This is a genomic window from Pseudomonas sp. VD-NE ins, from assembly GCF_031882575.1.
GTDB lineage: Bacteria > Pseudomonadota > Gammaproteobacteria > Pseudomonadales > Pseudomonadaceae > Aquipseudomonas > Aquipseudomonas fluorescens_BZ.
Genome location: NZ_CP134772.1, coordinates 6595722 through 6609239, shown reverse-complemented (window position 1 = coordinate 6609239; position 13518 = coordinate 6595722). Strand labels below are relative to the sequence as shown.

Annotated in this window: 11 protein-coding genes; 7 read left to right on the top strand and 4 right to left on the bottom strand. The window is 60.6% G+C overall.

Translation table 11 applies throughout. The annotated features are described in order from the left end of the window. Together gmd and RMV17_RS29630 are read right to left on the bottom strand one after the other, a co-directional pair. Complete coding sequence (gene gmd / locus RMV17_RS29635; RefSeq protein WP_011336673.1) at positions 1–972, bottom strand: GDP-mannose 4,6-dehydratase; 972 nt, start codon at positions 970–972, stop codon at positions 1–3. Continuing rightward, on the bottom strand, positions 969–1883 hold the full coding sequence (locus RMV17_RS29630; protein ID WP_311884522.1) for a GDP-mannose 4,6-dehydratase: 915 nt from the start codon (positions 1881–1883) through the stop codon (positions 969–971). The genes gmd and RMV17_RS29630 overlap by 4 nt, the downstream gene beginning before the upstream one ends. A 427-nt stretch (positions 1884–2310) precedes the next feature. On the opposite strand from RMV17_RS29630, the gene RMV17_RS29625 reads away from it, so the two are divergent. The 6 genes from RMV17_RS29625 (at position 2311) to RMV17_RS29600 (ending at position 10610) form a co-directional block, all read left to right on the top strand. Then, complete coding sequence (locus RMV17_RS29625) at positions 2311–3888, top strand: glycosyltransferase (RefSeq protein WP_311884520.1); 1578 nt, start codon at positions 2311–2313, stop codon at positions 3886–3888. Continuing rightward, positions 3882–5183: a glycosyltransferase gene (locus RMV17_RS29620; RefSeq protein WP_311884518.1), complete on the top strand. Its 1302-nt coding sequence runs from the start codon at positions 3882–3884 to the stop codon at positions 5181–5183. Before RMV17_RS29625 ends, RMV17_RS29620 begins: the two co-directional genes overlap by 7 nt. Continuing rightward, entirely contained in the window at positions 5180–6334 is a 1155-nt protein-coding gene (locus RMV17_RS29615; RefSeq protein ID WP_311884516.1) for an acyltransferase, read from the top strand. Before RMV17_RS29620 ends, RMV17_RS29615 begins: the two co-directional genes overlap by 4 nt. Continuing rightward, positions 6328–7167: a class I SAM-dependent methyltransferase gene (locus RMV17_RS29610; protein WP_034152164.1), complete on the top strand. Its 840-nt coding sequence runs from the start codon at positions 6328–6330 to the stop codon at positions 7165–7167. Before RMV17_RS29615 ends, RMV17_RS29610 begins: the two co-directional genes overlap by 7 nt. 136 nt (positions 7168–7303) lie before the next feature. After that, complete coding sequence (locus RMV17_RS29605; RefSeq protein WP_311884512.1) at positions 7304–8488, top strand: DUF3142 domain-containing protein; 1185 nt, start codon at positions 7304–7306, stop codon at positions 8486–8488. Further along, positions 8475–10610: a hypothetical protein gene (locus RMV17_RS29600; RefSeq protein WP_311884510.1), complete on the top strand. Its 2136-nt coding sequence runs from the start codon at positions 8475–8477 to the stop codon at positions 10608–10610. The genes RMV17_RS29605 and RMV17_RS29600 overlap by 14 nt, the downstream gene beginning before the upstream one ends. On the opposite strand, the gene RMV17_RS29595 is transcribed toward RMV17_RS29600, so the two are convergent. Next, positions 10607–11236 carry a LysE family translocator gene (locus tag RMV17_RS29595; RefSeq protein WP_311884508.1) on the bottom strand — a complete coding sequence of 210 codons (630 nt, stop codon included), beginning with the start codon at positions 11234–11236 and terminating at the stop codon, positions 10607–10609. The genes RMV17_RS29600 and RMV17_RS29595 overlap by 4 nt on opposite strands. A gap of 144 nt (positions 11237–11380) precedes the next feature. On the opposite strand from RMV17_RS29595, the gene RMV17_RS29590 reads away from it, so the two are divergent. Continuing rightward, the gene (locus RMV17_RS29590; RefSeq protein ID WP_034152160.1) at positions 11381–11854 is read left to right on the top strand and encodes an Lrp/AsnC family transcriptional regulator; all 474 of its coding nucleotides are present in this window, start codon (positions 11381–11383) and stop codon (positions 11852–11854) included. Between the two features lie 131 nt (positions 11855–11985). On the opposite strand, the gene lpdA is transcribed toward RMV17_RS29590, so the two are convergent. Continuing rightward, a complete protein-coding gene (gene lpdA / locus RMV17_RS29585; protein ID WP_311884506.1) occupies positions 11986–13386 on the bottom strand; it encodes a dihydrolipoyl dehydrogenase in 1401 nt (466 codons plus the stop codon). Between the last annotated feature and the right edge of the window lie 132 nt (positions 13387–13518).

The window sequence follows — 13518 nt, the reverse complement described above, 5'->3', positions numbered from 1 at the left end:
CTACTCCTTGGCGACGCGTTTCATGTCCGCATCCATCATCATGCGGATCAAGGTATCCAGGTCGGTTTTCGGCTTCCAGCCCAGCACGCGCTGAGCCTTGGCCGGATTGCCGAGCAGCACTTCGACTTCGGCCGGACGGAAGAACGCGGGATCGATCTTCACGTAATCGCGGTAGTTGAGGCCGACGTGATCGAAGGCGATGCGGCACATTTCCCGTACGGTGGTGGTGACGCCGGTGGCGACCACAAAATCGTCAGGCTTGTCTTGTTGCAGCATCAGCCACATGGCTTCGACGTAATCACCGGCAAAACCCCAATCGCGTTTCGCATCGATGTTGCCCAAGGCCAGCTCCTGCTGTTTGCCTTGTTTGATGCGTGCGGCGGCGTCGGTGACCTTGCGGGTGACGAACTCGATGCCGCGCAGTGGCGATTCATGGTTGAAAAGAATGCCGCTGCTGGCGTGCAGGTTGAAGCTTTCGCGGTAGTTGACGGTGATCCAGTGGCCGTACAGCTTGGCCACCCCGTAAGGGCTGCGTGGGTAAAACGGTGTGTTTTCGTCCTGCTGCTCAGCCTGGATCAGACCGAACATTTCACTGGTCGAAGCCTGATAGAAGCGGGTGTGCGGGCTGAATTGACGGATCGCCTCAAGCAGATGGGTAACGCCCAGGCCGTCGACGATGCCGGTGGTCACCGGTTGATCCCACGAGGCGGCGACAAAGCTTTGCGCGGCGAGGTTATAGACCTCGTCCGGCGCCGACTTGATGACTGCACGCTGCACCGAGCAGGCATCAGCCATGTCGCCATCGAGATAAACGATGTCGGCTTCGACACCCATCTCGCGCAGGCGCCAGCGCGAATCGCTGCTGCGTCGTGCTACCAGGCCATGAACCTTGTAGCCCTTGTCGAGCAACAGTTTGGCCAGATAGGCGCCGTCCTGGCCAGTAATCCCTGTGATCAGTGCACTTTTAGTCATTCTTGTTTTACTCGCTTCTCCCAGTCGGACAGGATCGCCCGCAGGGATTGTTGTGTTGTGATTTCAGGTGTCCATCCGGTGGTCCGGGTCAGCTTGGTGTGACTGCCGCAAACGCGACGCTGGTCGGCGCGGCGCATGCGTGCCGGATCTTGAACCAGTTGCACTGGCGTTTCGGCCAGATCGGCCAGTTGTTCAATCAGACTGCGGATGCTCTGCTCGCGCCCTGAGCAGATGTTGTAAACCTGTCCCGGTAGACCTTTGTCCAGCAGCGCGAAATAGGCCGAAATCACATCGCCGACATCGAGGAAATCCCGCGTGACGTCGATATCGCCGACTTCCAGTTGCGGGGCTTGCAGGCCCTGTTTGATGCGATTGATCTGACGGGCAGCACTGGCGATGACGAAACCTTCTTTCTGTCCTGCGCCGATGTGGTTGAACGGCCGCGCGACGAGCACCGGCCAGTCCTCACTCAAACCCCATTGCAGGCTGAGAAACTCGGCCGAGAGTTTGCTCACCGCATACGGATTGCGCGGGCAGGGCGCTTGTTGTTCGGTGATTGGCAGATCGCTTTCGCTGACCTGGCCGTAAACGTCACCGGAGCTGACGTACAGGAAGGTGCCCTGAAAACCTCGGGCCTTGAGAGCCTGCAACAGATTGAGGGTACCGAGCAGATTGATGTCGAAGGTACGTGCCGGGTCGCGGAAGGCTTCGGGAACGAACGTCTGGCCGGCCAGATGAATGACCGCGTCAGGCATTTGCGGCCACAGGTCGACAAGGCTGTCTGGAGCCGTCAGGTCGTAACGTGAAGCTGCAGGCAGCAGTTCCCACGCAGAGTCAGGCGAGGCCAGACGTGACTGAATATGTTGTCCAACGAATCCACTGAGACCCGTGACGAACAGACGCTTTTTCAAACAGCGACCCCTTGGTCTTGGTTTTCGCAGCACTTCCTACAGGCTTTAGAGAAGGGTCTGTCAGATCGGTTGGAAAAAACCGCTAAGACGACAGGCGAAAACGTTGTTGTAGTTATTTGCTGTCAATCTGTGCCAATTGCCGAGCAATTTCAACTGGCCATACCGTGACTGGTCAGTTCTCGTCAGCGTAGCGGATTTATTCTCGCCGGGCGGTTCACGAATCCCTGACGGATGTGTTTAGAATGCCCCTCGTCGCCAAATCCCGGGCTTTGATTCGAGAACCGCGACGCAGGGTGAAACCGACCACTAAAACAAGAACGAAGACGTACCCGATGACGAAGGACGAGGGCCGGCCATGCCGACTCGATCCAGCGCACGGCCGTCATAGCATGAAGGTACCGGGATGGCGCCTTCATCGTGGGATGCCATGAATTTCATTCTTTATTCGGACGTCAATGACAGTTCCATCGGCCAGAGTCTCGGCCGTCCGGAATACAGTTACTACTTCGTGCTCAAGGCCTATCGCCCGGTGCTGGAAAGCCTTGGGCGCGTGCACGTGGTCGCGTCCACCGCCGACGTCGATCCGCTGTATCGACAACTGCTCGTCGCTGGCGAAGACAGCCTGTTCCTGTCGTTCACTCCGCCGCAGAAAACCCCGGTCGACCTCGAATGCCCGACGGTGTGTGTGGTGGCCTGGGAGTTCGACTCGATTCCTGACGAACAGTGGGACAACGACCCGCGTCAGGACTGGACGCAGATGCTCGCTCGCCATGGGCGGGTTATCACGCTGTCGAGCCACACCGCTCGAGCCATCCGTCGTGCCATGGGCGAAGACTTCCCGGTGTTGGTATTGCCCACGCCGCTGTGGGAAAACTTCGCGGCGATCCGTCAGCAGGCACAGGGTGCGCCAGTCAATCCAGGCACCTCGCTGGCGATCAAGGGCTGCATTTTCGATACTCGCACCCTCGGACTCTGCGCCGATGCACTGATCCCGACACCGATCACGCCGGAAGAAGAAGCCGCGCTGGCGGCCGAAATCGAAGCCGCGCGTCCGCCACCGCTGACCCTCAAACGCCGCTTTGTCATTGCCCGGCATTACCTGCGTCTATGGGCGCTGGATCTAGGACTCGAGCAGGCAGAACCGGTGCCACGGGTGAAGTTTCTCTACAACTGGTATTGGGAAGGCATTCGCGATCTGGTGCCAGACACGCTGCACGGCTGGCTCGAACAACGCTTGCCGGCGGTGTGTGGGCCGCTGCCGGTACCCGTCGTCGAACCGGTGACGCTGAGCTTGCCGGACACCACTTCGGTGGTCGAAACCACGGTCGACGGTGTGGTTTATGTCACCGTGTTCAACCCCAAGGATGGCCGCAAGAACTGGCATCAACTGATCACCGCATTCTGTTGGGCGTTTCGCGAAACGTCCGACGCGACGCTTGTGTTGAAGATTACCCAGAACGATCTGGCTTCCTACTACTGCGAGTTGATGACATTGCTTGCGCAACTCACACCGTTCGCCTGCCGGGTGGTGGTGATGCACGGTTACCTCGACGACGCGCAGTACGCCAGGCTGTATCAGGCCGCGAGTTTCTACGTGAACGCCTCGCGCTGTGAAGGCCTGTGCCTGCCGCTGATGGAGTTCATGTCCAGCGGCACACCGGTGATCGCCCCTGATCACACGGCGATGGAAGATTACATCGATGATTCGGTGGCATTCGTGATCAAGTCCAGCGAAGAGCTGACAATCTGGCCGCAGGACACGCGCATCATCTACCGTACTTTGCGCTATCGCCCGGACTGGGGCTCGCTGAAAAACGCCTACGAAAACAGTTATCGGATGGCCAAGACCCGGCAACTGGATTATCAGCAGATGTCGGCGGCCGCCATCGAACGCATGCACGATTACTGCGCGTTCGCCCCGGTACAAAAACGCATGGCGGATTTTTTCGCGCTGGCCCCCGAGGCTGCCGATGCCGCGCCCGTGACGGATAACGCCTCATGCTGATCATCATTCATTCAGAAACCAACCAGCACACCATCGCGCAGAACCTCGGGCGTTCGGAGTACAGCTATTACTTCGTGCTCAAGGAATACCGTCCGGTGCTCGAACGGCTCGGGCGGGTGGTGGAAGTGCTCGATCCGCAAGCCGAGATCGATGCGCTGTACCGGGAATGCCTGAGCCGTGGTGAGCCGTGTGTATTTCTGTCGTTCTCGCCGCCGCATCGCACCCCGGTGCACCTGGCGTGTCCGACGTTGCCGGTGTTTGCATGGGAATTCAGCACCATCCCCAACGAGCCGTTCGCCGGTGAATCGCGCAACGACTGGCGTACGGTGCTGGCAGCCTGTGGCGCAGCGATCACCCATTCCAATTACACGGTCAACGCCGTGCGCGAAGCGATGACGGATGACTACCCGATCGTTGCGGTGCCGGCACCGGTGTGGGATCGCTTTGCGGCCCGTGGCGCGCAGTTGCAGGGGCAAACCTCGACGGGGCCGCTGCGCCTGACTATCAAAGGGCTGGTGGCGGACAGTCGCAAGCTCGACTTGAATGCCTTTGGTCCAGCGCATCTGCGCAGTGGTGAGGGCATCGATTTCACTGCGCCGGTCACCGAACAAGAGCTGTTGCTCGACGGCGTGGTGTACACCTCGGTGTTCAATCCCGGCGACGGGCGCAAGAACTGGGAAGACATGCTCAGCGCTTTCTGTGTCAGTTTCCGCGACGTCGAAGACGCCACGCTGGTCCTCAAACTGACCCATCACGATGCCGAAGAAGCGCTCGGCGACATCCTCCATCACCTCTATAAAAACCAGTCCTACCGTTGCCGCATCGTGCTGATTTATGGCTACCTCGCTGATCCGGATTACGAGCGTCTGGTGCAGGCCACCCGTTATGTGGTCAACACCTCGTATGGCGAAGGCCAGTGCTTGCCGCTGATGGAATTCATGTCCTGCGGCAAACCGGCGGTGGCGCCGCGCACCACGGCGATGATCGATTACCTGAGCGCCGACAATGCCTTTCTGATCGAGTCCACGGATGAACTCACCGCCTGGCCGCACGATCCGCGTCGAGCCTTTCGCACCTTGCGTTACGTAACCAACTGGGCGTCGTTGTGTGAAGCCTACAAGGCCAGTTACGACGTGGCGAAAAACCACCCGGCGCGTTACGCACAGATGTCGGCGCAAGCCGTCAGCAGCCTGCAAGGTTTCTGCAGTCAGGCTGTGGCGGAACAGCGTCTGCAAGTGTTCCTCGCGCAATTGTTCGAAGAGCGCACCATGGCCCTGGAAACCCCCGAAGCATGAGCAGCAAACGGATCATGGACATTGAAGTCCTGCGCGCGATTGCCGTGTTGGGCGTGTTGTTCCACCACATGCAGGGCAGCCTGTTCACCGACCCGGTGCCGTTGCTGGAGAAGATTCATGGCTGGGCGCAGCCGTGGTGGGGCGTCGATCTGTTCTTCGCTATCTCCGGGTTTGTCATCGCCCGTAGCCTGATCCCGACGCTGCAAGGCTGTACGACGCGCCAGGAATACTGGCAGGAGACCCGCAATTTCTGGCTGCGCCGGGCGTTTCGCTTGTTGCCGTCAGCTTGGTTGTGGCTGGCGCTGATGCTGCTGGCCTGCGTGTTTCTCAACCGCTCCGGGGCGTTCGGCACGCTGAGCGCCAACCTGCAAGCGACGCTGGCCGGGGTGCTGCAGTACGCGAACTTCCGTTTTGCCGACAGCTTCTTTCATTACGAGTACGGCAGCAGTTTCGTTTACTGGAGCCTGGCGCTGGAGGAGCAGTTTTATCTGCTGTTCCCGCTGTTGATTCTGCTGTTTCGCCAGCGTCTGGTCTGGGCGTTGCTGGCGCTGGTGGCGGTGCAGATTCTGACCGTGCGCACGCCGTTGCTGATGGTCGTGCGTACAGACGCGCTGGCCCTCGGCGTGCTGTTGGCGATGTGGAGCGCGCAGCCGAGTTATCAACGCTGGCAGCCGACCTTCCTGCGTCGACCGTGGGCCGGAATTTCGGCGTTGATCGCCATTGGATCACTGTTGAGCTTCATGGCCACCGACCGTTTCACCTTCGCTCCTTACCGCATCGGCTCGATTGCCGTACTCGGCGCCTTGCTCGTGTGGATCGCTTCGTACAACCGCGACTACCTGATGCCTGCCGGTGCTATGCAGCGTGTGCTGGCGTGGATCGGCAGTCGCTCCTACGGTATGTACCTGATCCACATTCCGGCCTATCAACTGGTGCGTGAACTGATCTTCCGTTTGCAGAGCGCCGGTTTGCCCAGCCCCGCCGGGCATCCGATCGTCACACTGCTGCTGGCGTTCAGCCTGATCGTACTGCTTAGCGAACTGAATTATCGCCTTATCGAAATGCCGATGCGCAACCGTGGCGCTGCGCTGGTCAAACGCCTCGGCACGTCCCGAACCGCCATCCCATCCTCTGGAGCCACCTCATGCTGAGCCTTTTGAAGAAACTCACGGCGGGCACGCCTGCTCCGGTCGCCGCGCAGCCTGTCGTGGCGGTCGCCGAGAAGACCGATCCGTACATGCTCGGCCTGCACGATGCGATGCTCAGTGGCTGGTTCAACCAGGAAACCGGCGAGCTGTTCAAAGGCTTTCCGGTGACCGCCGCCGACACCTTGCTCGACGTCGGCTGCGGTGATGGCGGCAATGTGCATTTCTGCGGCATGCGCGGGGCGAAGATCATCATTGCCGATATCGACGGAGCGAAGGTCGAAGCGACCCGGCAGCGTCTCAGCGATACGCCAGCGCGGGACATCGAATGCCACGTCACCGACTGCAATCCACTGCCGATTGCCGACGGCACAGCCACGCGTGTGGTCTCCACGGAAGTCATCGAGCACGTCGACGACCCGGCGCAGTTCCTTGCCGAACTGGTACGCGTCGGCAAGCCGGGGGCCCTGTACCTGCTGAGCGTGCCGCATCCAAGCTCTGAAGACCTGCAAAAAGACATCGCCGCGGCCGAGTATTTCCAGAAGCCCAACCACATTCGCATCATCAGCGAAGAACAGTTCAAGGCGATGGTCAGTGAAGCGGGGCTGGAGATCATCAGCCACAGCCAGTACGGTTTTTACTGGTCGATGTGGATGTTGCTGTTCTGGGAAGCCAAGGTCGATTTCAGCAACCCGGATCATCCGTTGCTCAATCACTGGGCCGACACCTGGCAAGCGGTGCTGGACTCGCCGCGTGGTGCGCAGATCAAACAGGCGCTGGATGCGGTGGTTGCGAAAAGCCAGGTGATCATTGCCCGTAAACCCGCCGCACCCCTGTAGGAGCTGCGGCACGCTGCGATCTTTTGATCTTGATCCTGAAAAAAAGAGCAAAAGATCGCAGCCTCGTTTCACTCGACAGCTCCTACAGGGTTTTTGTGTAACCTTGCAGCCTTGTGGTGTCAGGGGGTTGGAAGGTATGCGGTTTATTGTCGGTCTGTTCTTGGGCATCTTGCTTGTGGCTTGCAAGCAGCAGGACGCGCCACCCCTCGACCAACAACTCTACATCTGGCAACGCCAATGGACGCCGGCCCACGAGGCGGCGCTGCGTGACAGTCGCCAGGATTTCTCAACGCTACGCGTCCTCGCCCTGCAAGCCTTTCCAAATGCCGGATGGAGCCGGGCGCGGATCGATGCGCCGTTATTGAAAGCCGATGGTCGTCCGTTGATTGCAGTGATTCGTCTCGACGGCCAACTCAAGTCGCTGGCTCAGGATCAGGTCACCGCGCAGATTCTGCAGGTGCTCGCCGACTGGCAGGCGCAAGGTCTGACGCTGAGCGGCGTCGAGATCGATCACGACGCCGGTAACGCACGCTTGCCGGCTTACGCTGAATTCCTCAAACATCTGCGCGTGGCATTGCCTACGGACATCCTGTTAAGCATCACCGCGCTGCCAGCCTGGCTCGATAGTTCGCAATTGACCGTACTCCTGCAAACCGTCGACAGCAGCGTGTTGCAAGTCCACGCCGTCAGTGACCCGCGTCGAGGGCTCTTCGATTCCGATCAGGCGTTGAAGTGGGCCAAGGCCTGGGCGCGTATCACCGATAAACCTTTTTACCTCGCGCTGCCGGCTTACGGCGTCGCGCTATTGCCGGATGACGGCGGTGCGCCGGTGGTGGAAAGCGAGGTGCAACTTGAGCGCGGTGGCGAGCGCCGGGAACTGCTCGCCGATCCGCTGCAATTGAGCCAACTCGGCAAGACGTTGCGCGAAGATCCGCCGGCGCATCTGGCCGGGTTGATCTGGTTTCGCTTGCCGCTGGCCAATGATCGTCGTGCCTGGAGTCTGACCACCCTTAGGGCGGTTGCCCGCGGTGATCAACTCGCCAGTCAGCTCGGCGTGACGTTAAGCGAACGCGAGGGCCTCTACGACATCAGGCTCGACAACCCCGGCAATCTCGACAGTGCGTGGCCGGTGCGGATCACGCTGCAGGTGCAAAGCTGTGAAGGTGCCGATGCGCTCGCCGGTTACTCGTTGCAACAGAGCCCGGATCTGCTTACCTTCACCCGCCTGCGCGCCGGCCGCTTGCCGGCGGGCGGACAACGCGCCATCGGTTGGGCGCGTTGCGCACATATTGATCAAGGAGGTTCGCATGTTGACCCGTAACTGGCCCCGCCATCTGCTCTGCCTGAGCCTCTGCTTGCCGCTGGGTTCGGCGCTGGCCTGCGGACCGGATTTCCCGATGCGCCTGCTCGATAATCGTGGGCAGACCCTCGCGGATCTGCCTGAGGGCAACTTCAACTTCGAACTCAGTCGTCTCGGCAAAACCATTGCCGGGCTGAAGAACGTCACCGCTGCGACGCACAATCCCAACGAATACGGTGAGGAAAACGCGGCCGCCGAGGCTCGGGAAATCGCCGAACAAGCCGGCCTGAGTGCCGAGCAGCAAGCGTTGGTCAAACAATTGCGCGGTCTGACAGACGCACGTCAGGCCGAGGCGCAAGGCGCCAGTCTGCCGGCGGAAATCCGTTTGTACGTCGCCGGTGCGGTGGCGTTTGCCACGGGCGATCATCAACTCGCCATCGCCTATTTCGACAAGCTGCTGGCCTTGCCGGTGGAACAGCGTCCGTTGCGCAGCACTTGGGCCGCGTATTCGCTGGGCCGCACGTGGTTTGCCATGAGCAGCGAAGGCGGCGATGCGATCGAAGCGCTGGAGCAATCGCTGGCTGCGTTCCGTCAGGCCCGGCAGATGAGCATCGACGGTTTCAGCGATCCGCTGGAATTGGGCGTTGCCAGCCTCGGTGAAGAGGCGCGGGCGTTGCGCGCGGCGGGCGACTGGAGCGGCGCCATCGAATTGTATGAAGCGCAGAACCTGCATGGCTCGGCGGTGGGTTACACCTCGCTCAAGCAAGTGATGAATGAGCTGGCGGAGTTGCCCGAGGCCGAACTGGCCGAGTTGCTGCAACACAAAGCGGTGCAGCAACTGGTAACGGCATCGCTGGTCAGCCGTCAAGGCTGGTCGTATGGCGATGAACCACCGAGCGAGAAAAAGCTCGTCAAGTTGTTGCAAAACAGCACCCGTGGCAGCCTCGAAAATGCCGATCGTCTGGCGGCGATGAGTTATCAACAAGGTGACTACGCCGGTGCCAAAGCCTTCCTGGAAAACGCCGGTGATGGCGGGCTGGCGTGGTGGCTGCGGGCGAAGCTGGCGGTGCGTGACGGCGATAAGAGCGCTGCCGCAGCGGCCTATTCCAAGGCCGCGCAGGCCTTCCCGCAGAGCGAAGACTGGGGTTACCGCCGTACGCCAGACTGGGCGTTTGAAAGCGTTCAGCCGAAATGCCGGGTTGAAGGTGAAAGTGCGATTCTCGCGTTGCAGCGAGGGGAATATCTGCAAGCTTTCGTGCAGTTGTATCGCAGCAACAGCACCTATTGGTTCGACGCCGCAACCGTGGCCGAGCGTGTGCTGACGGTTGAGGAACTAAAACGCTACGTCGATGAAAACGTGCCGGCACCGCCAGTGTTGACCCAGCAGCAGCGCGATAACTACGTGCCGCTGCCGGTCGCCGCCAGCCTGCGCAATCTGCTTGGTCGGCGCTTGCTGCGTGAGGGGCATTACGCCGATGCGGTCGCTTATTTCGATAATCCCGACCTGCAAAACAAAGCTCGACTCTACGGCGAACAACGGCTGAAAGCCGATGCCGCGTGGTGGCCGACCAAGCGCGCGAGTGCCTTGTACAACGCTGCGTGGACGGCCCGCGAGTGGGGCATGGATATTCTCGGTTACGAGATGTCGCCGGACTACGCCACGTTCGGTGGCAATTACAGTCTGGAAAGCATGGAGCTGAAAGTCGGCCCGCTGGTGAGTGAGGCCGAAGTGCAACGGCAGGTCGCCAGTGAAGCGAAACCGGATCAGCGCTATCACTACCGTTTTGTCGCCACCGAGTTGGCCGGGCGCGCCGCAGACAATCTGCCGCACACCAGCCAGGCGTTTGCCGCTGTGTTGTGCAACGCCGCCGGCTGGAACAGCAGCCTGGAAGATCAGAGCGTGCTGTATCAGCGTTACATCAAGGAAGGACCATTCGTACCGTGGGCGGTGGATTTCGGCAATCAGTGCCCGTACCCGGATTTCGAAAACGCCGACAAACGTTACGTCACCCAGGTCACCGATGCTGTGCGCTCGTCGTTGCGGCCGTACAAATCGCCGGTGCAGATCGGCGCGATTGTGCTGCTCACGGCCGGCGCGTTGCTGCTCATCAGCCGTCGCCGGCGCAAGACCCGCAAGGGCTAAGCCTGCTGGACGAACGTCAGGCGCACGGCGAAACCGATCAACAGGCTGCCGAACAGCCATTGTTGTACGCGCTGGGCCGTTGGACTGTGTTGCAGCCAACGACCCAGCGCGGCGCCGGTGAGGGCGTAGGCGCTGTCAAACAGCAGGCCGACGCCGACCAGCAACATGCCGAGCACGGCGAACTGGCTCAGCACCGGTGCGCCGTCATTGACGATGAATTGCGGCAGCAGCACCGAGCAGAACAGCAACGCTTTGGGGTTGAGCAGGTTGGTCAGCAAACCGCGTCGGACGGCTTCGCGCCATTGCCCGTGCGCCTCACCAGCCTCACCCGTATTCAGGTTCGGCAGCAGCGTGCTGCGCAGGCATTGAATGCCAATCCACAGCAGATACGTCGCCCCCGCCAATCGCACCACCTCGAATGTCCACGGCGCCGCTTTGAACAGCGCCGCCAGCCCCAATGCCGCCAAGGCCACGTGACAACCGCGGGCAATGCCCAAGCCAACAGCGGTGGCCAGCGCCGCGCCGCGTCCCTGCCGGGCACCGGTTTGCAGCAGCAGGATCATGTCCGGGCCAGGCAACAGATAGACCACTGCCAATGCCAGGAAAAACAGCCAGAGACTCGCCATGTTGCAGCCCTTTCGTTGTCGATTCGGTGCGCCAAGTCTAGAGCCGAAGGGTAGGGCAGGTGCTTGTGTAGTCAGCTTCAAAAACACGCCGGATTGGCATAATCTGCTGGTTCTCAGTGCCATGACTATCGGGATCTGCCAACCATGAAACTCGACGCCTTCGACCGCAAGATTCTCGCGGCGCTGCAACGCAACGGACGCCTGAGCAATGTCGAGCTGGCGGATGAAATCGGCTTGTCGGCCTCACCGTGCCTGCGCCGGGTGCGGATGCTCGAGGATGCCGGGGTCATTCGCGGTTATCAGGCCAATCTCGATCGCGATGAAGTCGGGCTGGGGCTGACGGTGTTTGTCGGGGTCAAGGTCGAGCGCCACAACGATGAACAGGCCGAGGCGTTTTATGCTGCGGTGACGGCGTTGCCGGAAGTGATTTCTGCGTTTCTGGTGTCGGGGGAATCCGACTTTTTACTGCAGGTGGTGGTGCCGGATTTACGCGCGTATGACCGCTTTCTTAGCGGTTGCCTGTTGAAGCTGCCGGGGGTGAGCGATATTCGCAGCAACTTTGCGATTCACACGGTGAAGACGCCGGGGGCCTTGCCGCTGGGGCATCTCCCCGCTTGAAATCGGGTAGTCCGCATTCGCGAGCAGGCTCGCTCCCACATTCGACCGCAGTCCTTCAGAAGGAACACGGTCAACTGTGGGAGCGAGCCTGCTCGCGAAAGCGCTGGGGCAGCCAATAAAAATTCCGAACCCTACATCTGCGTCGCCATCCCCTCGACATTCATCGCCGCCTGGCGCAACGCCTCTGACCGCGTTGGATGTGGATGGCAAGTCAGCGCGATGTCCTCCGCCGACGCACTGAATTCCATCGCCACACAAAACTCGCCAATCATTTCACTCACGCTCGGCCCCACAAGATGCACGCCGAGGACTTCATCGGTGCGCTCATCAGCGAGGACTTTGGCGAACCCCTCGGTCTCGTGGTTGATCTTCGCCCGGCTGTTGGCGGTGAAGGGGAATTTGCCGACCTTGTAGGCGCGTCCTTCAGCCTTGAGTTGTTCTTCAGTCTTGCCGACGCTGGCCAGCTCCGGTCGGGTGTAGATCACGTTGGGGATCAGCTCGTAATTGACCTCGCCGGCCTTGCCGTGGATTTGCTCGACGCAGGCCATCGCTTCGTCTTCGGCCTTGTGCGCGAGCATCGGCCCGGAGGTCACGTCGCCGATTACCCAGACCCCAGCGGCTTCGGTACGGTGCTGTTTGTTGGCGAGCATGCCGCGTTTGTCGGTGCTCAGGCCGACGTTCTCCAGACCGAGGCCCTGGGTGTACGGGCGGCGGCCGATGGCTACCAGCACGTAATCGGCTTCCAGCAACTCGGCAGTGCCGCCAGCGGCCGGCTCGACGCTGAGCTGTACACCGTTGACGGAAGAAGTGGCGCTGGTGACTTTCGAACTCAGCTTGAAGGCGATGCCCTGTTTGCTCAGCGCGCGTTGCAGGGTTTTGCCGGCCTCGCCATCGACGCCCGGGCAGATGCGGTCGAGGTATTCGACCACGGTGACCTGCGCGCCGAGCCGCCGCCATACCGAGCCCAATTCCAGACCGATCACGCCCGCGCCGATCACCACCAGATGCTTTGGCACCTCGCTCAGGGAAAGCGCGCCGGTCGAATCGAGGATACGTTTGTTGTCGATCTCGACGCCGGGCAGGGGAGTGGGTTCAGAGCCGGTGGCGATGATGATGTCCTTGGCGGTCAGCTTGACTTTGCCACCCTGATCGTCGGTCACCGTGACCTTGCCGGGGCCGTCGATATGGCCCCAGCCCTTGATCCAGTCGACCTTGTTCTTGCGAAACAGAAACTCGATGCCTTTGGTCAGGCCGGCCACGCTCTCGTCTTTCTGTTTCATCATTTGCGCGAGGTTGAGCGTCGGTTTGACCTCGATGCCGAGGTTGGCGAACTCCGCCCCCATCGCCGCATCGTAAAGCTCTGAAGCATGCAACAACGCTTTTGACGGCATGCAGCCGACGTTCAGGCAGGTGCCGCCGAGGGTCGCCCGGCCTTCGACGCAAGCGGCCTTGAGGCCCAACTGGCCGGCGCGGATCGCCGCGTTATAACCACCGGGGCCACCGCCCAGAATGATCACGTCATAGTTGCTCATGCGCTTGCTCCTGATTGAAGAGTGCGGATCGCTAAAAGTAGTTCCGGATGAAAATTACGAACGTAATATGTGCGTTTCACGGCTTTTCGGTCAAGGCTTCAGGCAAGCGACAGGATCGGCGTCTTTGAATAA